Source organism: Actinoplanes sp. ATCC 53533 (genome assembly GCF_003947245.1).
In genome coordinates, this window is record NZ_QHHV01000129.1 from 12,856 (window position 1) to 39,546 (window position 26,691).

Annotated in this window: 20 protein-coding genes and 1 pseudogene; 11 read left to right on the forward strand and 10 right to left on the reverse strand. The window is 70.4% G+C overall.

Annotated elements, in window-relative coordinates; genetic code table 11:
• Positions 1-278: 278 nt before the first annotated feature.
• The gene (locus DMB66_RS36335; protein ID WP_125808659.1) at positions 279-4,319 is read left to right on the forward strand and encodes a bifunctional nitrate reductase/sulfite reductase flavoprotein subunit alpha; all 4,041 of its coding nucleotides are present in this window, start codon (positions 279-281) and stop codon (positions 4,317-4,319) included.
• Positions 4,320-4,359: 40 nt separating this feature from the next.
• Positions 4,360-5,040, forward strand: a complete 681-nt coding sequence (locus DMB66_RS36340; protein WP_125808660.1) for a TetR/AcrR family transcriptional regulator — start codon at positions 4,360-4,362, stop codon at positions 5,038-5,040.
• Here DMB66_RS36340 and DMB66_RS36345 read toward each other — a convergent pair.
• The 4 genes from DMB66_RS36345 to DMB66_RS36360 all read right to left on the reverse strand — a co-directional run bounded on the left by DMB66_RS36345 (position 5,037) and on the right by DMB66_RS36360 (position 9,763).
• Positions 5,037-6,758 carry an amylo-alpha-1,6-glucosidase gene (locus tag DMB66_RS36345; protein WP_125808661.1) on the reverse strand — a complete coding sequence of 574 codons (1,722 nt, stop codon included), beginning with the start codon at positions 6,756-6,758 and terminating at the stop codon, positions 5,037-5,039. The two genes, DMB66_RS36340 and DMB66_RS36345, sit on opposite strands and share 4 nt — an antisense overlap.
• A gap of 64 nt (positions 6,759-6,822) precedes the next feature.
• On the reverse strand, positions 6,823-7,632 hold the full coding sequence (locus DMB66_RS36350) for a carbohydrate ABC transporter permease (RefSeq protein ID WP_125808662.1): 810 nt from the start codon (positions 7,630-7,632) through the stop codon (positions 6,823-6,825).
• Positions 7,629-8,513, reverse strand: a complete 885-nt coding sequence (locus DMB66_RS36355; protein ID WP_199752829.1) for a carbohydrate ABC transporter permease — start codon at positions 8,511-8,513, stop codon at positions 7,629-7,631. Before DMB66_RS36355 ends, DMB66_RS36350 begins: the two co-directional genes overlap by 4 nt.
• Complete coding sequence (locus tag DMB66_RS36360) at positions 8,510-9,763, reverse strand: extracellular solute-binding protein (protein WP_125808664.1); 1,254 nt, start codon at positions 9,761-9,763, stop codon at positions 8,510-8,512. Before DMB66_RS36360 ends, DMB66_RS36355 begins: the two co-directional genes overlap by 4 nt.
• Before the next feature lie 293 nt (positions 9,764-10,056).
• Between DMB66_RS36360 and DMB66_RS36365 the strand changes: the two genes are divergently transcribed.
• The 3 genes from DMB66_RS36365 (at position 10,057) to DMB66_RS36375 (ending at position 13,845) form a co-directional block, all read left to right on the forward strand.
• Positions 10,057-11,070, forward strand: coding sequence for a LacI family DNA-binding transcriptional regulator (locus DMB66_RS36365; protein WP_125808665.1), 1,014 nt, complete (start codon positions 10,057-10,059; stop codon positions 11,068-11,070).
• A 109-nt stretch (positions 11,071-11,179) separates the two neighbouring features.
• Positions 11,180-12,997, forward strand: a complete 1,818-nt coding sequence (locus DMB66_RS36370; RefSeq protein WP_125808666.1) for an RICIN domain-containing protein — start codon at positions 11,180-11,182, stop codon at positions 12,995-12,997.
• 332 nt (positions 12,998-13,329) lie between these two features.
• Positions 13,330-13,845: an NUDIX hydrolase gene (locus DMB66_RS36375; RefSeq protein ID WP_255441164.1), complete on the forward strand. Its 516-nt coding sequence runs from the start codon at positions 13,330-13,332 to the stop codon at positions 13,843-13,845.
• A 17-nt stretch (positions 13,846-13,862) separates the two neighbouring features.
• Here DMB66_RS36375 and DMB66_RS36380 read toward each other — a convergent pair whose 3' ends face one another.
• A complete protein-coding gene (locus DMB66_RS36380; protein WP_125808667.1) occupies positions 13,863-15,218 on the reverse strand; it encodes a hypothetical protein in 1,356 nt (451 codons plus the stop codon).
• 320 nt (positions 15,219-15,538) lie between these two features.
• Here DMB66_RS36380 and amcB point away from each other — a divergent pair, with 320 nt between their 5' ends.
• From amcB to DMB66_RS36395, 3 genes are read left to right on the forward strand one after another with little or no spacing between them, the layout of a single operon-like run.
• Positions 15,539-16,687, forward strand: coding sequence for a cyclophane-forming radical SAM peptide maturase AmcB (gene amcB / locus DMB66_RS36385; RefSeq protein ID WP_370319882.1), 1,149 nt, complete (start codon positions 15,539-15,541; stop codon positions 16,685-16,687).
• On the forward strand, positions 16,684-16,863 hold the full coding sequence (amcA, locus tag DMB66_RS36390; RefSeq protein ID WP_125808668.1) for a multiple cyclophane-containing RiPP AmcA: 180 nt from the start codon (positions 16,684-16,686) through the stop codon (positions 16,861-16,863). Before amcB ends, amcA begins: the two co-directional genes overlap by 4 nt.
• A 56-nt stretch (positions 16,864-16,919) precedes the next feature.
• Complete coding sequence (locus tag DMB66_RS36395; RefSeq protein ID WP_125808669.1) at positions 16,920-17,534, forward strand: pentapeptide repeat-containing protein; 615 nt, start codon at positions 16,920-16,922, stop codon at positions 17,532-17,534.
• Positions 17,535-17,658: 124 nt separating this feature from the next.
• Here the strand turns inward: DMB66_RS36395 and DMB66_RS65330 are convergent, their stop codons facing one another.
• Both DMB66_RS65330 and DMB66_RS36400 read right to left on the reverse strand, forming a co-directional pair.
• Positions 17,659-17,790: a hypothetical protein gene (locus DMB66_RS65330; protein WP_255441165.1), complete on the reverse strand. Its 132-nt coding sequence runs from the start codon at positions 17,788-17,790 to the stop codon at positions 17,659-17,661.
• Positions 17,791-17,915: 125 nt separating this feature from the next.
• Entirely contained in the window at positions 17,916-21,581 is a 3,666-nt protein-coding gene (locus DMB66_RS36400; RefSeq protein WP_233625091.1) for a LamG-like jellyroll fold domain-containing protein, read from the reverse strand.
• A 377-nt stretch (positions 21,582-21,958) separates the two neighbouring features.
• On the opposite strand from DMB66_RS36400, the gene DMB66_RS36405 reads away from it, so the two are divergent.
• The 3 genes from DMB66_RS36405 (at position 21,959) to DMB66_RS36415 (ending at position 25,340) form a co-directional block, all read left to right on the forward strand.
• Positions 21,959-22,495: an alpha/beta hydrolase gene (locus DMB66_RS36405; protein ID WP_125808670.1), complete on the forward strand. Its 537-nt coding sequence runs from the start codon at positions 21,959-21,961 to the stop codon at positions 22,493-22,495.
• A 139-nt stretch (positions 22,496-22,634) separates the two neighbouring features.
• Positions 22,635-23,507 (forward strand): alpha/beta fold hydrolase, encoded by an 873-nt coding sequence (locus tag DMB66_RS36410; protein WP_158647489.1) that lies wholly within the window; start codon positions 22,635-22,637, stop codon positions 23,505-23,507.
• A 141-nt stretch (positions 23,508-23,648) separates the two neighbouring features.
• Positions 23,649-25,340 carry a nitrate/nitrite transporter gene (locus DMB66_RS36415; RefSeq protein WP_125808672.1) on the forward strand — a complete coding sequence of 564 codons (1,692 nt, stop codon included), beginning with the start codon at positions 23,649-23,651 and terminating at the stop codon, positions 25,338-25,340.
• Between the two features lie 189 nt (positions 25,341-25,529).
• Here DMB66_RS36415 and DMB66_RS36420 read toward each other — a convergent pair whose 3' ends face one another.
• From DMB66_RS36420 to DMB66_RS36430, 3 genes and pseudogenes are all read right to left on the reverse strand, one after another.
• A complete protein-coding gene (locus tag DMB66_RS36420; RefSeq protein ID WP_125808673.1) occupies positions 25,530-26,249 on the reverse strand; it encodes a DUF5753 domain-containing protein in 720 nt (239 codons plus the stop codon).
• A gap of 45 nt (positions 26,250-26,294) precedes the next feature.
• A complete protein-coding gene (locus tag DMB66_RS36425) occupies positions 26,295-26,495 on the reverse strand; it encodes a hypothetical protein (RefSeq protein WP_125802094.1) in 201 nt (66 codons plus the stop codon).
• Positions 26,492-26,691 (reverse strand): annotated as a pseudogene (locus DMB66_RS36430) (transposase); the annotation flags it as partial. The pseudogene DMB66_RS36430 and the gene DMB66_RS36425, both read right to left, overlap by 4 nt.

Sequence of the window (26,691 nt, forward strand, 5' to 3'; positions counted from 1 at the left end):
GGCACTTGGCCCCTATCGATCCGGCCAGCCGGTGAACTGCCGGTAGGGCTAGCCGCATCGCCGCGTAGTCAGGGCTCTCGGGCATGTGCGCTCGCCGATTTACCCGGTACCGTCGGGGCGGCTCCTCTCACAACGGCCGTCGCGGGGTTGTGGGGGTGCGGTAACAGCCGGCACCCCGGCAGCGTGACCGGCTGGTAACGATCCACTTCTAACGTCGTACCAACGCCGCCACCGTGATCGTCGGCGCACAGGGCCGGTGCTGCGATGGCGGGGGTGGTATGGCCGGCAAGGGTGACATCACGCAGGTCAGGACGGTCTGTTCGTACTGTGGCGTCGGCTGCGGGATGGTCCTGGACGTCGGTGCCGGCCCGGACGGCCGGCGGAAGGTGCTCAAGGTCGGCGGCGACCGGGCGCATCCGGCGAACGCGGGCCGGCTCTGCACCAAGGGTGCGACCAGCGCGGACCTGCTCGCGGCCGGCGGCCGGCTGGCCACCGCCAAGGCACGCGACGAGCGCGGCGCCGTACCGGTGGATCTTGATGTGGATGCCGCGATCACCCGGACGGCCCGGCGGCTGCGGTCGATCATCGAGGAGCACGGCCCGGACGCGGTCGCCCTGTACGTCTCCGGGCAGCTGACCCTGGAGGCGCAGTACCTGGCGAACAAGCTCGCCAAGGGGTTCATCGGCACGAACCAGATCGAGTCGAACTCCCGGCTGTGCATGGCCAGCGCCGGCAGCGGTTACAAGCTGTCGCTCGGCGCGGACGGGCCGCCCGGCTCCTACGACGACTTCGACCACGCCGATGTCTTCTTCGTCATCGGCGCGAACATGGCCGACTGCCATCCGATCCTGTTCCTGCGCCTGCTGGACCGGGTGCGGGCCGGCGCGAAGCTGATCGTCGTCGACCCGCGCCGCAGCGCCACCGCGGACAAGGCCGACCTGTTCCTGCAGATCCGGCCCGGCACCGACCTGGCCCTGCTCAACGGCCTCATGCACCTGCTGGTGACCAACGGCCACGTGGACCAGGAGTTCATCGCCGAGCACACCGAGGGTTACGAGGCGATGCCCGCGTTCCTGGCCGACTACCCGCCCGCGGCGGTCGCGGAGATCACCGGGATCCCGGAGGCGGACATCCGCCGCGCGGCCGAGATGATCGGGACGGCCGGCGAGTGGATGAGCTGCTGGACGATGGGCCTCAACCAGTCCACCCACGGCACCTGGAACACCAACGCGCTGATCAACCTGCACCTGGCCACCGGCGCGATCTGCCGGCCGGGCTCGGGCCCGTTCTCCCTGACCGGGCAGCCGAACGCCATGGGCGGCCGGGAGATGGGCTACATGGGCCCCGGCCTGCCGGGTCAGCGCTCGGTGCTCGTCCCCGCGGACCGGGAGTTCGTGGAGAACGTGTGGGGCCTGCCCGCCGGGACGTTGCGCACCGAGGTCGGCAAGGGCACCGTCGAGATGTTCGAACAGATGGCCGAGGGGCACATCAAGGCCTGCTGGATCATCTGCACCAACCCGGTCGCCTCGGTCGGCAACCGCAGGACCGTCATCGAGGCCCTCGAAGCGGCCGAGTTCGTCGTCACCCAGGACGCGTTCGCCGAGACCGAGACCAACGCGTACGCCGACATCGCGCTGCCGGCCGCGATGTGGTCCGAGACCGACGGCATCATGATCAACTCGGAGCGGAACCTCACCCAGGTCCGCCCCGTCGTCGACCCGCCCGGCCAGGCGCTGCCGGACTGGCAGCTGATCGCCCGCATCGCCTGCGAGATGGGCTACGCCGACGCCTTCACCTACGCCAGCGCCGCCGAGATCTTCGCCGAGATCCAGCTGTTCGCCAACCCGCAGACCGGGTACGACCTGCGCGGCGTCTCGTACGAACGGCTCTCGGCGGGCCCGGTGCAGTGGCCGGCGCCACCGGGCTGCGACCGGCGCAACCCGATCCGCTACCGCGACGGCGAGGACGGGCTGAGGTTCGCCACCGCCAGCGGCCGGGCCGTGTTCTTCGCCCGCCCGCATCTGCCCGCCGCCGAGCTGCCCGACGACGACTTTCCGTTCGTGCTCAACACCGGCCGGCTGCAGCACCAATGGCACACCATGACCAAGACCGGCAAGGTCGCCAGGCTCACCAAGCTCAACCCGCGCCCGTTCGTCGAGATCAACCCGGCGGACGCGGACGCGCTCGGCATCGCCGACGACGACCGGGTCGAGGTCGCGTCCCGCCGCGGCCGGGCGGTGTTGCCCGCGGTCGTCACCGACCGGGTGATGCCCGGCAACTGCTTCGCCCCGTTCCACTGGAACGATCTGTTCGGCGAATACCTCAGTGTCAACGCCGTCACCAACGACGCCGTCGACCCGATCTCGTTCCAGCCCGAACTCAAGGTCTGCGCCGTCACCCTCACCCGCGTCACGACCCCCGCCCGGACCCCGCCGGCCGAGGCCGCGCCGGTCGCGGCCACGCCGGTCGCGCTGCTGCGCGGCATCCTCGCCCTCGATGAGGCTCCGCCGCCGCTCAGCGACGGGCAGCGCCGCTATCTGTCCGGCTTCGTCACCGCGCTCGCCGCGGCCGATCCGGCCGTGGTGCCGGTGCTGCCGGGCTCCGCACCGTTCGACCCGGGCATCGCCGACTGGATCAACGGACTGCTGGCCGGCACCTTCTCCAGGACGGCCGGCCCGGCTGATCCCGGCGGCCAGGAACCCCCGGTCGCGGCACCCGTCCGTCAGGTGCAGGTGCTGTGGGCGTCGCAGACCGGCACCGCCGAGGAGTTCGCCGCCACCGCCGCCAGGCGGCTGGCCGAGGCCGGCTGGCAACCGGTGCTGCGCGGGATGGACACCGCCGCCACCGACGCGCTGCACGCCGAGGCCGACCTGCTGATCGTCACCAGCACCTTCGGCGACGGCGACGCCCCCGACAACGGCAGCGCCTTCTGGCAGAGCCTCACCACCGCCGACGCGCCGCGCCTGGACGGACGCCGCTACGCGGTGCTCGCCTTCGGCGACTCCAGCTACGACGACTTCTGCGGCCACGGCCGCCGCCTCGACACCCGCCTGCGGGAACTCGGCGCCACCCCGCTCGCCGACCGGGCCGACTGCGAACCCGACTACGAGCAGACCGCCAGCGCCTGGCTGGAGCAGGTCCTCGCCGCCCTGTCCGCGGCCCCGCCCCCGGCCGGAACCGCACCGCCCGGTTCGCGGGCCCTGCCGACGAAGTCCTCCCCCATGCCCGCGACGCTGGCCGGCAACCGGCTGCTGAGCCGGCCCGGCTCCGCCAAGGAGGTCCGCCGGTTCACCTTCCACACCGGCGGCGCCCTCGGCTACGAGGTCGGTGATGCCCTCGGCGTGTGGCCCGCCAACTGCCCCGACCTCGTCGCCGAATGGCTCGCCGTCACCGGCCTGGACGCGAACGCCGCCGTCGACGTGCCCGGCCTCGGCACCCTCGGCCTGGCCGACGCGCTGCACCGGCACCTCGACATCACCCGCGTCACCACCGACCTGCTGCGCTTCGTCGCCGAGCGAAGCCACGACACCCACCTCAAGACGCTGCTGCGCCCCGACAACAAGGGCGAACTCGCCAAGTGGACGTGGGGACGGCAGGCCCTCGACGTCATCGCCGAATGGCCGATCCGCGCCGCCGCCCAGGACTGGGCGACCGTCCTCAAACGCCTGCAGCCCCGCCTCTATTCGATCTCCTCCACCCCCGCCGCCGACCCCGAAACGGTCAGCATCACGGTGTCCGTGGTCCGCTTCGACAACCACACCGGCCGCTCCCGCAAGGGCGTCTGCTCCACCCACCTGGCCGACGCCGGCCCCGGCGCCAGCATCCCCGTCTTCGTGCAGCGCGCCCCGCACTTCCGGCCGCCCACCGACCCGCAGACTCCGATGATCATGATCGGCCCGGGCACCGGCATCGCCCCGTTCCTCGGCTTCCTGCAGCAGCGACAGGCCTCCGGCGCGACCGGCCGCAACTGGCTGTTCTTCGGCGAGCAGCGCCGCGAGACCGACTTCTACTACGCCGACGAGCTCACCGCCCTGCGCGAGGCGGGCGTGCTGACCCGCCTCGACCTGGCCTTCTCCCGCGACCAGCGGAACAAGATCTACGTGCAGGACCGGATGCGCGAACACGGCGCCCAGCTGTGGGCCTGGCTGCGGGACGGCGCGCACCTCTACGTCTGCGGCGACGCCAGCCGGATGGCCCGCGACGTCGACGCCGCCCTGCGCGACATCGCCATCACCCACGGACAGCTCAATCCCGACGAGGCCGACGCCTACCTCAAGCATCTCGTCGCCGGCAAACGCTACGCGCGCGACGTCTACTAGCCGTGGTGGAACAGGGTTCCACGTGTGCCAGGATGAGGGCATGCCAACCAAGACGCGGAACACAGAGCGGCGCGAGGACGCCCTGTCCCGGGAACGCATCGTCGACGCCGCCGTCGAGATGCTCGACGCCACGGGCGAGAGCGGATTGACCTTCCGCGCGCTCAGCGCCCGGTTGCGGACCGGGCCCGGTGCGATCTACTGGCACGTGGCGAACAAGGACGAGCTGCTCATCGCCGCCGCCGACGCCGTGCTCACCCCCGCGCTGGCCGCCGACGCCGCCGATGACACGCCGGAGGACACGATCCGGGCGCTCGCCCTCGGCGTCTTCGACGCGATCGACGCCCACCCCTGGATCGGTTCGGAGCTCTCCCGTGCGCCGTCACCGCCGGCCATCCTGCGGATCTTCGAACGCATCGGCCGGCAGGTGCGTGCGCTCGGCGTTCCCTTCGCCGCCCAGTTCACGGCGGCCTCCGCGGTGCTGAACTACATCCTCGGTGTCGGCGGGCAGAACGCCGCGCAGGCCCGCGCGGTGGATCCGGGCACGGACCGGGACGAGTTCCTCGGCAACGTGGCGGCCGCGTGGGCCGGCCTCGATCCCGACGACTTCCCGTTCACCCGGACCGTCGCGGGCCAGCTGCGCGAGCATGACGATCGCGTGGAGTTCCTCAACGGCGTCGATCTCATCCTCGCCGGCATCTCGCGGCTCCGGCCTGACGCCTAGGCGCGGCGGCGTTCGTGGGCGGCCGCGAGGATCAGATAGCTGCTGGCGGTCCAGGTGTAGGCCCGGTCACGCAGGCCGGCCCCGGTCCGGGCGTCGAAGTTCTCCGCGAAGCCCGACTTCTCGCACAGCGCCCGGAAGCGTTCGCTGATCTCGTCGGCCAGGTCGTGGTGCCCCGCCCGGCGCAGTCCGTCCTCGATCAGGACGGTGGACGGTGCCCAGATCGGGCCGCGCCAGTAGCCGTCGGCGGCGTAGTGCGGTGAGTCGACGGCCTCGGTGGCCAGTCCGTGTGCGGTCAGGTGGGTGCGCAGGCGGTCGGCGAGCCGGTCGCTGACCTCGGCCGGCAGCTCGGCGCCCAGGGCGATGGGCATCAGGTCGAGCAGGCTGGTGCTGGCGCGGGTGTGGCCGGTGGTGGCGCCGCGGGCGACGAATCGCTTGCCGTCCCAGAGCTGGTCGAGCAGCGCCGCGCGGACGGAGTCGGCGGTGTCGTTCCACCGGTCGGCCTCGGCCGGCCGGTCGAGCTCGCCGGCGAGTACGGCCAGCTGACGGAGCTGCAGCACGAGGAAGCCGGCGAGGTCGGCGGTTTCGACGACCCGGTCGCCGTCGAAGGTGGTGGCGTTGTCCCAGCCGCTGTCGTTGCCGTGCTGGTAGTGCGGCAGGGCGTGGCCCGGCACCCGGCGCGAGGTGAGCCAGAAACCGGTCCAGCGGGACAGCCGCTCGTAGGCCTCGGCGAGCCGGGCCCGGTCCAGCGGTGCGGTCAGGTTGCGGCGCAGCTGGGTCAGCGCCCAGCCGTGGATCGGTGGTTTCACGAAGTTGTAGAGGACCTCCGAGTGGGTCACGGAGTCGGGCAGCGCCCCGGCCGGGTCCTGGTGGTCGAAGGGCAGCTGGAACTGGTGCCAGGCCAGCTCCGGGTCGCCGGCGGCCAGGGCGATCGCGTTGAAGCAGTGGTCCCAGCTCCACACCTTGTCCATCCAGTGTTTCGACATCAGCACGCCGGGCCGGGCCAGGAAGCCGCCCGGCGCCACGGTGGCCGACCACAGCACGTAGGCGGCCAGTTCGGCGGCGGGGGTGGTGGGTCCGCGCCACGGCGCGACGGCGTCGACGAACGCGCCGAACTGTGCCGCGGCCGCGGTGGCGACCTCGTCGAACGTGGCGGTGCCGGGGTACGGGGCGCGGGCGCTCGCGTACTCCTCGATGACGATCTCCCACGCCGGCCCGGCGGGCAGGTCCAGATACCGGTCGGCGGCGCCGAGGGCCTGCACGCCGACGGCGGCTGCCACTGCCCCGCCGAGCACGGTGATGCGGTAGCGCCGGCCGGTCTCGTACGAGGTGAGCACGTGCGCGCCGTCGACCGGGTCGCGGTACAGGTAGCTGCCGCTGAACGGGGTCAGGGCCGTTGCCGCCGTGGCCAGGCGCAGCCCGAGTCCGGTGCCCCGCACGCGGATCGTGTCGGCGTTCTCGTAGGCCAGCTCGATCTGTCCGGCGTCGTGGCGCCAGCGCAGCAGCGCCGGAGTCGCGATCGTCGTCGCGACAGCCGGCCGGTCACCGTGCAGCGGCACGAAGCGCAGCACCGGATGCATACCGGTCTGGTGGGAGACCAGGTGCAGGTCTTCCGCGTAGGTCTGCTCCGCGATGACCGGGGAGATGTCGAACCAGGACCCGCGGTAGCTGAACGGGATGTCCTGGACGGAGAACGTCGGGCTCTGTGGAGCGACGGGCATAGGTAGCGGCCTGCTTTCTGGGCGGGGCGGATCGGTCAGTCCTGGACAGCGGCGGCGGACCGGGTCAGTCCTTGACGGCACCGGCGGTGACGCCCGCGGCGACGTAGCGCTGCGCGACGATCAGCAGCAGCGTGGCGGGGATGGAGGCGATCACGGCGGTCGCCATGATCGCGTTCCATTGCTGGTTGTTGTTGCCGATGTAGTGGTAGATGCCCAGCGTGATGGGCTGGTGGTCGCCGCCGGCGTCGAGGGTGCTGGCGAAGACGAAGTCCGACCAGGCCCAGAGGAAGGCGAACAGCGACACGGTGACGACGGAGTTGCGGCTGACCGGCAGCACCACCGACACGAAGGTGCGCCAGGTCGTGGCGCCGTCCATGCGCGCGGCCTGGAGGAGCTCGTCGGGGATGCCGGACATGAACGCGGTGAAGATCAACACTGCGAACGGCACCGCGATCGTCGAGTCGGCCAGGATCAGCCCGGGTACGGAGTTGAGGATCCCCGCGTTGAGGTAGATCGCGTAGAAACCCATGGCCATGATGATGCCGGGAATCATCTGGGCGATCAGCAGAACGAAACTCAGCGCGCCGCCGCCGCGCGGGCGCAGCTTGGCCAGCGAGTATCCGGCGGGTGCGGCGAGCACGACGGTGAGGCCGACGGTGCCGAGCCCGATGAGCAGGCTGGTGCCCAGGTACGGCAGCTGCTGGTCGAGGACGGCCCGGTAGCCCTCCAGGGTGGCGTCGACCGGGAACAGGTGCGGCGGGCTGGCCCGCATGTCGGTGTCCCTGGTGAACGACACGTTGATCATCCAGTAGACCGGGAACAGCATGATCGCCGTCAGCACGACGCCGGCCGCTGTTTTCAGATGCCGCTTCATGTGGCCTGCCTGCGCTGGATCCGGATGTAGATGAGCCCGCTCACGAAGGCCATGACGATCAGCAGGTTGCCGACCGCGGCGCCCGGCCCGAACGCCGGCAGCAGGTTGCCGAAGCTCAGCCGGTAGGACCAGGTGGCGAAGGTCGTCGAGGCGTCGGTGGGCCCGCCTCTGGTCATGATCCAGATGATGTCGAAGACCTTCAGGGTGTAGACCAGCCCGAGCAGCAGGGTGATCGCGGAGACCGGGCGCAGCAGCGGGAAGGTGACCCGCCAGAAGCGTTGCCAGCTGCCGGCGCCGTCCAGCGCCGCCGCCTCGTTGAGCTCCGGCGGGATCGCCTGCAGGCCGCTGTAGAGCACGACGAGGTTGAAGGGGATGCCGATCCAGATGTTCGCGATGATCACCGAGACCAGCGACCACTGCGGCGAAGTCAGCCAGTTGACCGGGTCGAGACCGACGGCGCCGAGGGCGGCGTTGACGATGCCGGAGTCGCTGTTGAGCATCCAGGACCAGGTCGAGGCCGACACGATCAAGGGCAGGAGCCACGGTACGAGGAACAGCCCGCGCAGCGTGGCCGACAGCCGGAAGTGCTGGGCGAAGAAGACCGCCAGCGCCATGCCGATGGCGAACTGGAACAGCAGCGAGGCCCCGGTGAAGACCACGGTGTGCAGCAGCGCGGGACCGAACGTCGGATCGCTGAAGATCTTCGCGTAGTTGCCCGCACCGGCGAACGGGGCATCGCCCTGCACGAACGAGCGGACGGTGTATTCGCGCAGACTCAGGTCCAGGTTCCGGTACAGCGGCCAGGCGTAGAACGCCAGCAGGTAGCCGGTCACCGGGACCAGGAAGGCCCACGCCGCCCACCGGCCACGGTTCGCCGTCACTTGGTGGCGGCTGCGGCCGTGGTCTGGGCGGCGGTGAGCGCCTCCTGCGGGGACTTGCTTCCGCTGAGCGCGGCCTGCACCGCCGTCCACATCGGCTCGGAGATCTTCGGGTACTTGGTGCCGAGGTTGTCGCCGGTGCGGCCCTTGGCGGCGTTGACGGCGTCGACCCAGACCTTCAGGCCGGCGTTCCGCGCGACCTGCTTGGCCTGCACGTCGGCGGTGGGCGCGATGTAGGACAGCGTGGTGTCGGTGGCGAGCAGGTTGTCGGTGCTGGTCAGGCAGGAGACGAGCTTCGCCGAGGTGGCGTAGCGGGCGGCGCTCTTCTGCACCGGGATGGAGACGAACTCGCCGCCGGTCGGCGCCGGGGCGGTGCCGCCGGAGATGCCGGGGACGGCGATGATGCCGTAGTCGAATCCGGCCTTGGCGGCGTTGGCGAGTTGCCAGGTGCCGTTCTCGGCGAAGGCGTAGTCGCCGGTGGCGAACTCCTGCCAGCTGGTCGTCTGGGTGTTGTTGATGACCGAGTTCGGCGCGTAGCCCCGCTTGAGCCAGTCGGTCCACAGCGTCAGGGCGGAGACCGCCTGCGGGGAGTCCAGGGCGGTCAGCTGGGCACCGGAGCCCCAGAACCAGGGCAGGAACTGGAAGCTGCCCTCCTCCGTACCGATCGCGGAGAAGGTGATGCCCTTCTTGCCGGCGGCCTTGACCTTGGCCAGCGCGGCGGTCAGCGACGGCCAGTCCTTGACCGAGGCGATGTCGACGCCGGCGCCCGCGAGGACCTTCTTGTTGTAGTAGAGCGCGAGAGTGTTGGCGCCGATCGGCACGCCGTAGGTCTTGCCGCCGCTCTGTCCGGCGCCGAGCAGGTTGGCCGCCATCGCCGCGGTGTCGAGCTTGTTCTCCTCGGTGGTGGTCAGCACGCCGGCCTCGGCCAGCGTGGAGATGACCGGGTTGTCGACGATCAGCACGTCGGGCGAGTTGCCCTGCTGGGCGGCGAGCAGCGCCTTGTTGGTCAGATCGCTGGTGTCGTAGCCGGTGCGCTCGACGGTCACCCCGCTGTCGGTGCCGCACTTGGCGAGCAGCGTGACCCAGGCGGAAGCGCCGTCGAACTGCGGGTACGGGTCCCAGATCGTGTAGGTGCCGCCGGCCTCGGCCGACGGGGCGTCATCGGAGGTCGAGCAGGCGCCCGTGACGCCGGTCAGTGCGACGGTGAGCAGCACGGCGCCCGCCGTACGCCAGCTCTTGCCGGAAGTATTCATGTCTTGTCCTTTGAATGTCAGCATCTAGCGAATCGGTTCGACGAACCGATTCGCCAGACCCTAAGCGCGCCCCCAACGAGGGGTCAAGGCCCTGGAGGGCCGGTTTTTGCCGCCCTTTGAAACCGCCGGGCAACCTGGCCGACGCCATATTGACATCGATCAGAGCCGCCACCTACGCTGCAGAGCGAATCGATTCGACCATCCGACCGACCCCCAGGTCCGCGACAGCGGCCGCCTGCGGCAAGCTCCTTGTCGACGCCAGGTGGCGCGAACCGATTCGTGAGGAGTCCGCGATGAACATCGGCGAGATCGCCCGCCGGGCCGGGGTGTCCCGCAGCACCGTCTCCTACGCCCTCAGCGGCAAGCGCACCGTGTCCGAGGAGACGAAGCGGCGCATCCAGGCGGTGATCGACGAGCTCGACTACCGGCCCAACGCCGCCGCCCGCGCCCTCAAGGAGGGCCGCACCCGTACCCTGGGCCTGGTCATCCCCCCGGCCAGCCTGCGCCTGACCGACATGCAGCTCGGCTTCGTGGCCAGCGTCGTCGACGCGGCCGCCCGCGCCGACCTGGATGTGCTGCTGTCGCCCTCGGGCGGCGACCACGACCGCTCCTTCGAACGGATCATCTCCGGCCGGCGCGTCGACGGCGTGATCCTGATGGAGATAAGGCTGGAGGACGCGCGGGTCACCCGCCTGCGGCAGACCGGCCTGCCGTTCGTCACCATCGGGCACACCGCCCACCCGGACGGCACCTCCTGGGTCGACGTGGACTACGCCGAGCTCATCGCCCGCTGCGTGCACCACCTCGCCGATCTCGGGCACCGCGACATCGCCCTGGTCAACCGCTCCGCCGAGCTCGTCGCCGCCGGATACGGCCCCGCCCACCGGGCCCTGACCGGATTTCTCTCCGCGGTGGCCCAGCGCGGCGTCACCGGCATCGACCTGGCCTGCGCCGATGACGCCGCCGCCGGCGAGTCCTGCCTGGAACGGCTGCGCGAGGACCACCCCGAGGTCACCGCGATCGCCACCATCAACGAGGCCGCCCTGCCCGGCATCCAGCGCGGCCTGGAACGGGCGCGGCTGAGCGTGCCGCGTGATCTGTCCATCGCGGGCGTCGCCGCCCAGCACTGGGCGGAGGACTTCCGGCCCCCGCTGACCGCCGCCGACGTGCCCACCCTCGAGATGGGCACCCACGCCGTCGACCTGCTCCTCGAACGCATCGCCGCACCCGACACGCCGCCCCGCCACCTGCTGCTGACCCCGCCGATCTCCCTGCGCGCCAGCACCGGCCCCGCGCCGGCCCGCTAAGCCGCACCCCCACCGCCCGGGACGAGCCGACCGGCTCCTCCCGCGATGCCCCCTGTCCGATCACCGAACAGCGATGCCCCCTGTCCATCCACCGAACAGGAGAGAGCTCATGACACCCCATCGACCGCGCGGGATCGCCGCGCGCATCCTCACCGGTGCGCTCGTCGCCGCCTGCGCACTCACCGTCGCCTCGCCCGCCCAGGCCGCCGACGAGAGCATCAGCGTCAACTTCTCCGTCGCCGGCGGCGCGCCGACCTACCGCGCCTCGGGCTGGATCTACGGCATGACCGAGGACGGATCCGGGCCCCCGAGCCACTTCTACACCGACGTCAAGTTCCGGGCGATGCGCGCCGGCGGCGCCCAGCTCGACCAGCCCGGCGGCTGGGTGTCCGGCGGGTACGCCCGCCGGTGGAACTCCACCCGCGCCCAGATGCTGCGCACCCAGGCCCTCGGCGGCACGTTCATCCTGCTCCCGCACGACCTGTGGGGCGCCGACGGCTACCCGATCTCCCGCTTCCCCGGCGACAACGGCGACTGGACCGACTACGACAACTTCCTCACCCGGGTGATCGCCGACGTCCGCGCCACCGGCGTGCCGGTGCAGTGGGACATCTGGAACGAGCCCAACCTCGGCCTGTTCTGGAACCGCCCGCAGGCCCAGTACTTCGAGCTGTGGCGGCGCAGCTACCAGCGCATCCGGGCCGAGTTCCCCGGCCAGCTGATCGTCGGCCCGAGCTGCGCGTGCGTGCCGACCACGAACGGCGCCTGGTGGGGGCAATACCTCGACTACATCCGCGCCAACAACGTGATCCCGGACATCTTCAGCTGGCACAGTTTGCCCGGCGACCCGGTGGCGAACGTCGCGGCGGCGAACACCACGCTCAACGCGCGCGGCATCCCGCATCCACGCCCGTACCAGATCAACGAGTACGGCGCGCCCGACGAACAGAACCCGGGCGACGGGTCCTGGTACATCGCGCGCCTGGAGCGCGCCGGCGCCGACGGCCTGCGCGCCAACTGGGCCAGCACCGCGAACCTGCACAACGACCTCGGCAACCTGCTCGTCCACAACCCGGCCGGCCAGCACCTGCCCAAGGGCGAGTGGTGGGTCTACCGGTTCTACGGCGGGCAGACCGGCCTGATCTCGTCGGTCACGCCGAGCCCGGCGTACGACGCGTTCGCGACCAAGGCGGCCGGGGTCGCCAAGATCCTCGTCGGCGGTGGCGGCACGACCGGCAACGTCGCCGTCAACCTCCAGCGCCTGGACACCACGAGCGGCATCGTCCAGAACAATCAGGTACGGGTGATCGCCCAGCGCATCCCGTACAACGGCGGCGCCGCGGTCCAGGGCCCGGTCACCGTCCAGAACTCGGTCGTGACGCTGTCGGGCAACGGCACGACGGTCAACCTGCCGCACACCAACGCCGACGACACCTTCACCATCACGCTCCAGCCACCGTCGGACGCCGGCTTCCAGTCCGTCGCGGTGGCGCAGCACTCCCAGCAGTGCCTGGACAACACCGGCCTGAGCACCACGGACGGCAACCGGCAGCAGCAGTACTACTGCGAAGGCGGCGACCAGCAGTTGTGGAACTTCCGCCCGGTCGCCGGGGTGGCGAACACCTACACGGTGGTGAACCAGCAGAGCGGCAAGTGCCTGGACGTCAGCGGCGCGTCCACCGCCGACGGCGCGGCGGTCCACCAATGGACCTGCGGCGGGGCGACCAACCAGCAGTTCACGCTGCGGAAGGTGACCTATTCGGGCAACGACAGCCATGACTACCAGCTCATCGCCCGGCACAGCGGAAAGTGCGTCGATGTCAGCGGCATCTCCACGGCGGCGCGGGCACTGGTCCACCAGTGGACCTGCAATGCGGCCGGGCAGGGCAGCCCGCTCAACCAGACCTGGCGGTTCTGGGGCCGCTGACCCGCACCTGATCAGGTGCCGCCACGGCCGGGGATGACCAGCCGTGTCGCCGACGGCCCGCAACCTGTCGACGGTTGCGGGCCCGTTGTGGCGCCATAGGACCGGAACCTTGATGCCTGCGGTGAACATCGACTCGTGCAGGACCACCGAGGCCGGCTCCCGTGCCCTTCAGCCCGTCGAAGACCAGGACACCCTTGAAATGGGGGTCAAGGGGTCGCAGGTTCAAATCCTGTCAGCCCGACAGCGTGAGGGTTTCTGCAGTTCAGAGGCCCTTCATTGCGATCCCGGCGGCGGCGCAGACCTGATCAATCTCGACGCGTAGCGTATGGCGGGTGGGTAAGCGGTTGGAGCCAGCGCAGTGGTACGCCAACTTGCCGAGCTTTCTCGCCTCGGCGAGCGCCTTGATTACGGACCCTTCAGGGGCAGCAGTGCTCGCCGTGAAGCCTAACTACCGGAATCACTGGAACGTACCGGGCGGGATCATGGAAGCAGGGGAACCACCTCATCTGTGCTGTGCTCGCGAGGTCGCGGAGGAACTCGGCCTCGAGCTCGCCGTGGGACGGTTGCTGGTTGTGGACTGGGTGCCGCCGACTGAGCAACGCAAGGCGTGGTTCGGCTTCCTCTTCGACGGCGGCGTCCTGGAGGACCCGTCCCGGATCTCATTGCAGTCCGAAGAGCTGGAGGAGTTCACCTTCATCGCGCATGCAGACCTGAGGACTCGGCTGACGGCGAACACGGCGGACCGCGTCGAGGCGGCGTTGCTGGCGCGTGACTCAGGCGGCGTCGCATACCTGCATGACGGGGCGCTGGTGCAGCATGCCAGTTCAGGAGCCCCGCGCTTCCCCTGATCGCAACCACCGGGGCGTTACGCGGCGGCGAGTAGCTCGCGGGCTTCCGATCTCCAGCTCACCACGGTCGGATGCCGGGCATGCGCGGTCAAGCTGGACGCATACTCGTGGATGCGGTCGCGAAGTCGCCGCGATCGCAGGTGAGCGGTGGCGAGGAGCGCTGACCGGGCGGTGTGGCAGGAGTGTTCGATGTCGCCGAGTCCGGCTTGGACGCGGGCGTGCAGGATCTGGTGCAGGGCACGGGCTCGGATGCTGTCGTGGGGCAGCTCGAGTGCGGCGGCGCTGTACTTCTCGGCTTCGGCGTAGTGCCCGAGGTCGTGCAGGCAGTGCATGGTGGAGCCGGCGTGGTGGGCAGGGCTGGAAGCACCGAGCCAGCCCGGTGTGGTGTCGAGCCTCGACCGGGCGAGCACGGCCTCGGCGCGGCGGAGCGAGGCCCGGCACTCACGTGCGTCGTGGGCGAGGGCGTGCCCGCGGGCCTCGGTGGTGTGAATGCGGGCGAGCAACGCGGCGGGAGCTCGGTGCAGGGAAGTGGAGGCGGCCCGGGCCATCTGTGCGGCCTTGACCCCGTCGCCGAGATAGACGAGCTGGGCTGCCATGTTGCTCATGACGTAGGCGCCGAAGGTTGTGTCTCCAGCGTGTTTGGCCAGGGCGAGGCTTTGGATGCTCAGGCGCTGGGACAAGCCGTGTTCGCCGGCGTCGAAGGCCATGTAGGAGACAGTCTCGGTCAGTACGGCCGCGGCAGCGAATAGTGCTTTGCCGACGGCGTCGCGGTAGGTGCCGTGCAACAGCGGGGTCACTTCATGGTCGAGGTAGTCGCTGAGCCAGGCCCGGGCGTAGCCGCCGCCGTGGCGGCGGTCGAGGTCGGCGAAGTCGCTGCGGGCGGCGAGGATCCGGTCGACGTCGGTCGTGCCCACCCGTCGGCTGCCGGTGCGAGAGATCTGTGCGGCGGCTGGAGCGAATGCCCACCGCCAGCCGGCGTCGGGTCCCGCAGCGGCGACGAACGGATAGCGGGACGCTTCGCGGCGTAGCGCGGTCCGGTGCCAGAGGCTGATGGCCGCGTCGGCGGTCGCGTCCGCGGTGTCCGGCAGGGTGAGATAGGCGCTGCCGTCGTCGAGCAGATCGTCCGGCGTGACCGAGCGGTGCAGCCGGCGGGTCAGGACGGCGGCGATCAGGGCGGGGGTCGGTGGGGTAGGGGTGGCTCCACGCAGCCACCGGTTCACGGAGCTGGAGTCGTAGCGCAAGTCAAGATTTCCGTGCTCGGGGCGGCGGGCGAGGTTGTCGACCTGCCTGGCAAGGCCTGCGTGAGAGATGTCCGCCTCGGCGATGAGCGCGGCCAGGCGAGTGTTGACGATCGGATGATCAGTACCGGCCACTGTCGATCCCCTCCCGGAATAGGCATGACCCTGAGTGCGCTTGCGTGTGCTCTAAGTGTTCAGGCTAGTGCTTTCCGGCCGCGTTGGGTGTCCCGCACAAGCTGTGCACAACCCCGCACAACGGGGAGCCGCGATGCACCAGCTGACCCACGTGCACACGGGTTCCGGCCGGCCATGGCGGCGGGCTCCGATAGCAGCAGACCGTTCACGGACGCCTCGCCACCGTCAGGAGAACCGATCATGACCCAAGCTCACTACGCCGTGGTCCACCGTCAGATCACCATCACTCTCGCCGGCCCGTCCGGTGACGGTGGCCGACGATGACGACATGCGGTGCGAACGACGCGGCGCCCGCGCTCTGGTCGCCGACAATGATCGGTGAGCGGCTCCGGACGGTGATTGTGCAGCCGGCCACGCTGTGCAATCTCGACTGCGACTACTGCTATCTGCCTGGCCGTCACCGGCAGACGTTGATGCCGGTCAAGGTCACCGAGCGTCTCGCGAACTCCCTCGCCGCACAGCCCGCTGACCTACCGATCGAAGTCGTCTGGCACGGCGGGGAACCCCTGACGACACCACTGGCCCACATGCGGTCCCTCCTGACACCGTTCGAACCACTACGGACCGCCGGCCGGGTGCGCCATGGCGTTCAGACCAACGCCACCCTCATCACACCCGGATGGGTCGACCTGCTGCGCGAATACCATTTCCAAGTCGGCGTCTCCGTCGACGGCCCAAAAACGCTGAATGCGACGCGCGTCGACCGTGCCGGGCGTTCCAGCTTTACCAGGACGCTCACCGGGATCGATCGGCTCAAGGCGGCCGGCATCGCCTTCAGCGTGATCTGCGTGGTCACCGCCGACAGCATCACGTTTCCCGACGAGCTCATCGGCTTCTTCGCCGACCTGGGGTGCGCGTCGGTGGGGTTCAACATCGAAGAGCTGGAAGGATTGAACGCCCACCGCTGTCAGGTCACCGCGGAACAAGCCCAGGAATTCTGGGCCCGACTCTGGCACCTGCGCAGCGCCTACCCCCAATTGCGCATCCGCGACTTGGACCGCCTCCGCGGCTGGATCGCACACGCGAAGGCCGGCAACGAGACCCCCGCCAGCGTGTACGACCCCATCCCTACAGTGTCGGCCACCGGCCAGGTCGTCGTGCTCTCGCCGGAACTACTCGGTGTCACCGCCGCACGCTATGACGACTTCATCGTCGGCAACGTCCTGACCGAGCCCCTGCCCGCGATGATGGCGCGCTTGAAAGGCGTGAGCTACGTGCGCGAGTTCGACACCGGGCTGCGCCGCTGCGCGGTCGAATGCGAGTTCTGGAGCTTCTGCCGCGGCGCCCAAGCCGGCAACAGATTCTTCGAACATGGCCGCTTCGACATCACCGAGACCAACTACTGCCGCACCACGTACCAGGCCATCGTCCGCTCTGCGCTCAACCACACCCGAGGAGCAACACCATGACCGCCCTCCACCTGCTCACCAGCATCGACGCCGCCGACCTCGAACGCCTCGGCGTCTACGACACGGCCCCAGCCCTCATCGACGCTGCGAAGTTCGACAATCGCCCGACCTGGGACAACACGAAGCCTCCGTTCGACAACCGGCCCAGCTGGGACAACTGGAACAATAAGAAGTGACAAACCGCGGGCGGCGACGCTCCTCGGCATCGTCCATCCGCTGTTTAAGGTGAGCCATGCAGATCCGTGCCGTACGAGACGTGAAAGTCGTTCTGCCCGGCGACAAGCCGGACGACCTGCCTCGATGGGAACGGATCCCGCGCGCCGGAGAGGCCGTCACCGAAGCCGTCGTCACCGGCGGCACCTGGACCCGCGCAACGCTGGAAGACGTCTCAATGACCCGCTCATGGCTTTCCGGCGCCGACCTGTCCGCGATGACACTCACGTCGGCACGGCTCGACCGCTGCGTCCTGACCGGCTGTTCCCTGGTCGGCGCCCACCTCGACGCCGTCACGCTCAAGGACGTGATCTTCGAGAACTGCCGACTCGACTACGCCACCCTGCACCACCTGAAGGCCGCAGGCCCCGTCGCCTTCATCGGCTGCTCCCTCACCGAGACGACGCTCTCCTCCTGCACCTTGCCGACCGTGGTCTTCGACGGATGCAAATTCGCCGGCCTCACGATTGAACAGTGCGACTTGCGCGGAGCTGACCTGCGCGGCAACGATCTGGCCGGCCTTGCCTGCGCCACCGCCCTACGAGGAACCATCGTCAGTGACTCACAGTTGCCCGCTCTTACCCAACTGCTTGTGAACGAGCTGTCAATCAAGATCAAGACGGGCCTCCGCTGAGGACGAGCGCCCGCTCGAACGGACTCGGCGAATATCGGTTTGAGGGCCGGCGCCCGGACTGCGGCCTCGGTGCCGACCGCCCGTGCCTGACACTCCGGCGTCACGCGGCCGATGGCGAGGCCGCTCATTCGGGGTCGCCGCTACGGACCCGGGCGGCGCGAGCCCCCGGCTCGGCGCCGGGCGCCTGCCCGGCCAGCCGGGCAATGATGTCAGGGTGCTGCTCACCGAACGTGGCGGCCTCGTCAGTCAGCTCCATGTGGGGCCACCTCATCGCCCCAGCGTAGCCGCCGGGGCGTATCGCACGGAGCAGTCGGTAACGACAAGGAGTATCAGCACCGTGGCGCCGGCCTCCGTGGGCCGGCGCCACCCGCACGTCCAGCGCTACCGGCCTCGTCCCGAGCCTCCCCCCGGCCGGGGCGCCGCGCCGAAGCCCGCCGCGGCGTACGGGGTGATGGCGATCTTGTCGATGATCGGCGCGTACCTGGACCGGAGCAGCAGGTCCGGGTAGCGGCCCGAGATGTACGACGTGCCGTCGAAGTCGGGCAGCTCTTCCGAGGAGAACCGCACGGTGTTGCGGCCGGGCTTCAGCCGCACCGGCACGCTGAGCTCCCAGAAGTTGTCGGCGTGGAAGGTGTGCGGGAACAGCACCTGCCTGGCCGGGCCGCCGTTGACGCTAATCGCGGCGCGGCGGGCGAGCGGGTCCGGGTTGTAGTGCGTCGCCGGCGACTGTTCCGGGTTGGAGTAGCGGACGGTCATGGCGTACGTGCCGGCCCGGCGCGCCTGGACGTCGAAGGTGAGCGTGTTGTCGTTACCGGGGCTGCCGCCGATGCCGGTCACCGCCTTGCCGCCGGTGGCCAGTGGGTAGTCGGCCACGGTCGCGGTGCCGGCCGGCTTCGCGTTCTCCGCCTGATACCAGGTCGGGGTCAGGGTGCCGGTGGTCTTCGTGACCCGCAGCCGGTCCAGGTAGAGCCGGCCGGACAAGCCGGTCACGCTCACCTTGTTGATGCCGCCGGACAGGAACACCGCGCCCTTCGCCGACTTGCCGAGCCGGGCGACGTGCCGGCCGTTGACCGTCAGGTCGGCGCGACCGCGGCCGGCGGCGTCGATGCTCAGCGTGGACTCGCCGTCGGCGGGTGAGTAGACCCAGAAGGTGGCCGACCCGCCGCGGCCGAGGCCGACCGGGGCGGCACCGGACGCGCCGCGGCGGCTCTGGTCGATCCGGGCTCCGCGCAGCGTGGCGTGCCCGGCCTCGTAGGTCGATGCGGTCGCGGCGGGATTGGGCAGCGTGAGCGTGACGCGGTCGACGATCGCGTCGCCCTTGGTCGCCCGGGTGCCGTCCAGGCTGCGGGCGGCCAGGCTGATCGTGTGTTTGCCGGCGGTCAGCGAGACCTTGGTGTCGGTGTGGTCCCAGACCACCCACTTGTAGCCCAGCGGCAGGAACAGCTCCTGTTCGGCTTTGCCGTCCACGCGCAGGAACGCGTTGGTCGGGCCCTGCTCGGCGACCAGGCCGTAGGTGTTCAGCGAGTTGGCGAAGACGCTGAGGTCGTACACCCCGGTCGTCGGGACCTCGACGCTGAAGTCGAGCACCAGGTCCGACCCGGTGCGCAGGCCACCCACGTTGTAGGTGCCCGAGGTGTAGAACTTGCCCACGTCGGACGGCGTGCCCTCCGGACCGTTGCGGCTGTATCCCGAGCCGGTGTGCGCGGCGTCCTCGGCCTCGTAGCCGGCCGTCCACAGGTTCGTGGCCGGGACGGCCGCGGTCCGGTTCCGGCCGGGAGACAGGATGATCTGGTACGCCGACGACTCGTCGAACGCCGGCAGCCGCGATCCGAAGTCGACGGTGGCTTTGCCGCCGGTCACCCGCTGGTCGAAGTCGGCGACGACCCGCGGCTGGGCGGAGTCACCGAGCTGCCCGCTCCACGGGATTTCCTGCACCAGCACGCGTACGGCGGAGCCGAACAGCTTCCGGTCGACGTTGGCGAAGGTGACCGTGCCGGTGCCGGAAGCACCGCCGATCAGGGCACGGGCCTGTGACCGGGCCGGGTCCAGCGTGGCGACGCCCTGCATGGTGTAACTCTGGCCGGGGAACGGCGGCGTGACCTGGACGGTGTGTCCGCTCATCTGGGCGTAGCTGTGCAGCAGCCACCACTGGCCGTTGGCCCGGTTTTCCTGGACGGCCGAGTCGCTGAGGTTGCCGTCGATGTTCCAGTAGGCGATGTCGGCGTCCACCTTGGAGTCCTCGATCGCGGAGACCCATTGGATCATCTGGCCGGGCACCGAGGTGTGATAGTTGAACGCGTACTCGTTGATGTTGATCGGCAGGTGCCGGCCCGCGTGGCGGGTCCCCGCGAACAGCTCGTCCTCCCAGGCCCGGTAGCGGGCCACGCTGGTGCGGATCCGGGCCGGATCGCCGAGCTCGTGCCAGCTGAACACCTCGGGTACGGTGCCGGCGGCCACCGTGTGCCGCAGGAAGTCCTTGTCCTGGTCGTACAGGATGCTGGTGTTCGGTCCGGCGATCCGCGCGTCCGGCATCTTCTTCTTGATCAGCGCGTGCACCTCGTCCCAGGCGGCGTAGAAGTCTCGGGGGTTGTCCAGCCAGCTCACCGAGTTGTAGCTCCACTGCCCGGTGCCGAACATGTTGCCCTCGGGCTCGTTGAACGGCACGAAGACGACGTGCTCGCGATACTTGGCCGCCAGCGTCAGCACCTGGTCGACCTGGGTGGCGATCTTCGCCTTGAAGTCGTCGAGTTTCGCCTTCGGGGTGGTCCCGGGCCACTCGTAGGGGAAGCCGCGGTAGATGTCGGTCATGTAGATGTAGACGTCCCCGCCGGTGCTGTCCGCGAGGGGTTTGACGACCTCCAGGGCGTCGGCGCCGGGGTGCTGGGGACCGTCCTGGGCCTTGGTCGAGACCGTCCGCAGGCCCATGCCCTCGATGAGGTTGCGGGACGGGACGCCGTCGCCGTAGACGCCGTAGAGGGTTCCGGAGGCGCCGCCGTGGAAGGCTCCGGTGTTCGTGCCCAGGTCGATGGTGAGGTCGCCGGGTGCGATGACGCGCACGGTGGCGCTGACCGCGACACCGCGGCCGGTCACGACGCCGTTCACGGTGAAGGTTCCGCTCTGTGCGTACCGGGCAGGATCGATCGCGTTCCAGGTGACCGGCAGCACGCGGTCGATGCCGTCGGAGTAGGACCCGGTCACGGCGGGCAGGACGGGTGCCGTGCCGACCGTGGTCGTGACGGCGAACGAGGTCTTGCCGACGGTGGTCAGGGTGGCCAGGTCGCTGCCGGCGAGCGTGGCCACCTGGTCGTCGGTGAGGGCGCTGTCGTAGACCCGGAAGTCGTCCATCGCCCCGGCGAAGAACGGGTGACCGCTCCAGAACGGCTTGCCGAGGAAGCCCGACGTGCTGTTCGCGGCCGCGTACATGGTGGCCGCGAGGTTGACGCTCGCCGTGGCGCTGCCGACCCGCACGCCGTTGAGGTAGTAGCGCAGGGCCGTACCGTCGATGGTGGTGACGAGGTTGACCCACTGGCCGGCGGGAAGCTTCGCGGTCGCGTCGACGCCCACCTCGGCCGAGCCGTTGACCGGCTTGATGGAGGAACGGGTCTTCGCGACACCGCTGAAGGACGGGGTCACGAAGGTCGCCGAGTTCTGGTCCTTGCCGATGCAGTAGACCCATTGGAAGTCCGCGCCACCGGCCCACTTCACCCGGGTGGCGATCGTCGCCGCCGTCAGATCCTTGAACAGCCCGTTCGGCACGGACACGTAGGGTGCCGTGGTCGAGCCGGCCGGGCCGCCGGGCAGCTGCAACGCCTTCGTGCCGTCCGTGCCGTCGACCTGCGTCGCCGAGCCGGGGTTCACCAACGTGCCGTTCCGGCCGCCGCCGGACCTGTCGGTCACCACGCCGCCCGACAGGTCACCGTCGAAGTCGTACCGCAGCACCGGGGTGGCGGTGGTCGGCTCCGCGAAGGCCGGCGGCACGGCGAGCACGCCGCAGGCGAGGTTCGCGGCGAGGGCCGCGGCTATCAGTCGTCTACTCGATCGGGACAAGGCGGGGACTCCATTCGGGCACGGAGGTCATCGGCGTCGAATCGGTTCGCAACGACGCTAGGGCGCGAGTCCCGTCGATGTCAATCCTGTGTCCCCTCCGTGAACCCGAAGTTACCCAGCTACCAGGAGAGCGGTCCGGATCGGTGCCCTATGTCCTGGCGTGACGACGAAGTCGAATCGGTTCGTATCGGGGGGAATTCGTTGGCCAGGACGGCCGGCGGGGGCGACGATCGTTCTCCGGACCGGCCCCCGGAGCTCGACCCCCTGGCCAGGCCGGCGGGCCTGCGCCTGGTGCACCGGTGGGACGGTTGACCCCGACAGCCGCACCCGGGAAGGGACCCGCACGTGTCGCTCCACACCCGCTCCACCCTCGCCTGATGGCCCGGCATCTGCTCGTACCGGGACGGGGCATCCCGCGCCCCGAGCACTGGTTGCGGCGCTGGGCCGACGCGCATCCCGACTATCGTTGGGCGCCCCGGCCGCCGGGCCCGCCGTTCAACCTGGCCGACCGGGTGGCCGCGCTGCACGCGGCCATCACGGCCGACCCCGAGCCGGCGGTGCTGATCGCGCACAGCGCCGGGTGCATCACCACGGTCACCTGGGCCGGCCGCCATGCCGGCCCGGTGCGAGCCGCGTTGCTGGTCACGCCGCCCTACCTCGACCCGGACTGGACACCGGGCCCGGACGACCCGCCCGACTACGCCTTCGGAGTCGTGCCGCGCTCGAGGTTGCCGTTCCGCACCGTGCTGGTGGCCAGTCGCACCGATCCGTACACGACCTTCGCGCAGTTCGAGCAGTACGCCGAGGACTGGGGCGCGGAGCTGTTCGACGCGGGCGACGCCGGGCACATCGAGACCGCGAGCGGCTACGGCCCCTGGCCGGACGGCGAACGGCTGGTCGCCGCCCTCGGCTGAGCCGCCGGCGCAGCCGGCCGGCCCGGCCGCCGCGCGCCGATTTCCGAGCCGAATGCCGGACTATTCCGGCGGGTGCGGGCATCCAGTAACCGATGCCCCCGCCGGCCCGGCCCGGCGGGCCGAACGATCGGAGGAAGCGATGCGGACGACGGTGGACGGGGTCAGCCTCTACTTCGACGTCGAGGGCGCGCAACTCGCGGCGGACGGCGGGCGGCTGGTCGAACGGCCGACCGTGCTGGTACTGCACGGCGGCCCCGGCTTCGACCAGGGCTACCTGCGGCCCGGGCTGAGCCCGCTCAGCGCGTACGCCCAATTGGTCTTCGTCGATCTGCGCGGGCAGGGACGCTCGGGCCGGCCCCCGGTGCGAACCTGCACGCTGGAGCGGATGGCCGACGACGTGGCCGGGCTCTGCGACCGGCTGGGAATCGCCGAGCCGGTCGTGTTCGGCCACTCCGGCGGCGGTTTCGTCGCGCTGCACCTCGCGCTGCGCCACCCCGGCCTGGCGCGCGCCCTGATCCTGTGCGCCACCGGCGCCGCGCTGCGGCCGCTCACCGACGACGATCCCCCGCCCGGCCTGGCGGAACGCGCCTCGCCCGAGGCCGCGGCGGTCGCCGCGCGGATGTTCGGTGGCGACTTCTCGGCGGAGACCATGCGGGCCTTCACCGAACAGATCGCGCCCGCGTACGCGGCACCGCGGCACCGCGACCTCCCCGGCCGGCTGTTCTCGCTCAGCGGCTTCGCCGGCGAGGTCGCGCAACACTTCTTCGGCACCCTCGCCGCCGACTACGACCTGCGGCCGCGGCTCCGGCAGATCGGTGTGCCCGCCCTGGTCACCTACGGCCGCCACGACTGGGTGAGCCCGCCGGCCGCCAGCCGCATCATGGCGGCCGGGCTCCCGGACGCGGAACTGGTCGAATTCCCGGAATCCGGGCACTTCGCCTTCGCCGAGGAACCCGCCGCGTTCCAGGCCGCGGTCGGCACGTTTCTCACCCGGGTCTGCGCGGCCGGCTGACGGGCGTCCGCCACTCGGGTGGGTCCCCCTGCCGGGTGGTTTAGAAACTCATTGGTTTGTCCCGTCTTGACCCGCTCTACAGTGTATGGCGCCGGTTCCCGCCGGCCCCGCTGGTCCGCATTCATGAACAGGTGAACCTTGATGTCCACTACCACGCCGACACCGACCCGTCCGCCGGAAGACCAACTACCGGGGATGCCGCCGCCGGCGCTGACCCTGGCGGTGGCGACGGTCGGCTTCGCCGCGGCGTTCTGGGTGTGGGCGCTGGTGGCCGCGCTGGGGCCGGATCTGAGTCACCGGTACGGGCTGAGTTCGGTGCAGCAGGCGCTGTTGGTGGGTGCCGCGTTGTTCGTCGGCTCGCTGGGCCGGGTGCCGGTCGGCGTCCTCACCGACCGGTACGGGGCCCGGCTGATGGTGCCGGCCGTCAGCCTGGCGAGCGCGGTGTCGTTGACAGCCGCCGCCTTCGCCGAATCGGCGCTGGCGCTGGTGGCGGTGGCCTGCGCGTTCGGGGCGGCGGGCACCATGTTCGCGGCCGCCGCCGCGCTGGTGTCGCGCAGCTGCCCGCCGGGCCGGCGCGGGCGGGCGCTCGGCGTGCTCGGCGCCGGCGTGGCCGGGGTGGCGGTGGCCGCGGTGGCCTCGCCGAGCCTGTCGCACGCGGACGGCTCCCGGACCGTGTTCCTGCTGGCGGCGGCGGTGCTGGCGGCGTTCGCGGCGGTGGCGGCTGCCGTGGTCCGGGACCGGCCGAGCCTGAACGCGAATCCGTCGATGCGGGGCGCCGTGGCAGGGGCGTTGCGCGTGCCGGAGGTGCCACGGCTGGCGGCGCTGTCCGCGCTGGCCTGCGGCACCATGATCGCGGCCGCCATGTTCCTGCCGGCGTATCTGCGCTCCCAGTACGGCGTCGACTGGCGCCAGGCGATGCTGGGCACCGCGGTGTTCGTCGCCGTCGTGGCGGGCTCGCGCCCGGTCGGCGGCTGGCTGGTGGACCGGCACCCCGCGGCGACGGTGCTCGCCGGCGGCTTCGGCCTGGCCGGCGGCTGCGCGCTCCTGCAGGCGTTCGCTCCGCCGCTGGGACCGCCGGCCGCGATGAGCCTCGCGGGCGTGGCGGTCGGCCTGGGCGCGGCGAGCGGGGCGGTCATGGCGCTGATCGGCGTCCTCGCCCCACCGGAACGGGTCGGCGCCGTCGCCGGCGCGGTCGGCGTCGTCGGCGGTGTCGCCGGGCTGGTGCCGCCGCTGCTGATGGCGGGCGTGTACGCCGTCGACGGTTCCTTCGGGATCGCGCTGACGGTCTTGTCCGCCATGCTGCTGGCCGCCGCGACACACCTGCGGGCCAGGCCGGAGTGGATCGACGCGCCGTCCGAACCCGCGCCCGCCCTGCCGGCCGCGGGGCAGGGCCCCACCGTGATCACCGTCGGGTGGGCGGACCTGCGACGCAACATCTCGGCCGTGGCCACCGCACTGGCCGCGATGGCCCGGCACCACGAACTGCTCATCGTGCACGGCTGCGACGGCACGCCGACGCATCAGTCCGTCCACATCCTGGTCGCGGCGCTGCGGCAGCGGCTGCCGCGACATCGCATAGCGGCCGCCCTCGTGGACACGTCGCCCTGTTCCGGACGGGCCGACACCGACCTGATCCGCGAGTTGCTCGACGACGGCTGGGTGACCGTCGCCGTCACCGCGAGCCCCGACCCCGACGGGGCCGCGGCGACCCTCGGCGAACGGATCGACGCCACCCGGCTGCTGCGGCTCACCACCACGGCGTCGGGCAGGTTCGCCCTCGCGTCGGTGCCGAGACCTGCCGAACGGCCGCCCGTCCGCGACCTGGCCCGGTAAACGGCCCCGCACCCGGGCGGCGCGTGCGGCGTCGCCCGGATCGCACCCGCCGGGAATCCGCTGCCGCCCTCCTGCGGACCATCGACCTGGCCCAGGCCGCGGAGGACCTCGGCGTGGACGGCGCGTTCGTCCGCGTCCACCACTTCGAGCGCCAGCTCGCCTCGCCGTTCCCGCTGCTGATGGCGCAGACTAAGAACTTTCCAGGCGTTCCTTTACTGCTTGTAGGTGGCTCAGCTCGGCCATGATGATGGTGCGCGCGTCCGCGTCGTAAGACGCCAACTGGGCAAGCGCAGCGAACGAACGAAGGTACATCGTCACTTCGCGCGGTTGAGTCACCGCTATCTCAGCGGTGACCGCCTCGATGTGAACAAGCCGTTCATCAAAGATGATGAATTGATTAGATGGCACAACGTATGGGGCTCCGGCAGGGATGATACCTAACCGGACTCGGCTCATTGACATAACGGATAGCAGCCGGTCAAGCTGGCCGATCATCACATCCCGACTGCCGACCACGGTTCGTAGCGCCTGCTGACCGATGACGAAATGGAATCTGTGGTGCGGGCTATAGAGGATCTGTTGCATTTCCATTCGTGCGGATACGCCAGCGTCCACGTCGTTCGGCACCTCGTAGAATGCGGCGACGCGCTGGAGGACAGCGGTAGCGTACTCGGCCGTGTGCAGCAGCCCGGGAATCAGAATCGGTTCATGCCAGCGCATGAATTCCGTTTCACCTTCAATGGAGATCAGCTTTTCTTGCCTCGCTCGCGTGCCGGCACGAAGCCGACGCCTCCACTCGACATACATAGCCTCAATGTCCCGCACGGTGACGATCAGGTCGTTCGCCTGGTCTTCTGCGTGGCATAGACGACACCAGACCCTGATGTCCTCTTCAGACGGGCTGGTCAAGTCCCTGGACGTGGTGTATTGGGTGATCTTCCGATTTGATCTTGGTTAGAGGAGGGGTTGACCGGGTTCGCCGGTGATGGGTTCACCGGTGGCGGGTTGCCATTGGTCGATGTCGTCGGGCCAGGGTGCGGGCCGGGCTTGGTCGTCCCACCAGCCGGTTTCGATGTTGTCGTTGATCAGGGCGGTGTTGAGGGCGGCGCGTTCGGCCGGGTCGGGAATGGCGTGCTCGCCGGTCGGGTGGGTCATGCTGCGGTCTCCAGTTGTAGGTCCTCGGTGGTCGCGGTGGACACGATGGTGGTGGGTGTGGTGCGGGCGCGGTCGAGCACGTCGAGAGCGAAGTAGCGGCGCCCTTCGGTCCAATTCGTCGTGTTGTTCGGCCAGGACGGCGCCGACGAGGCGGATGACGGCGTCGCGGTCGGGGAAGATCCCGACGACGTCGGTG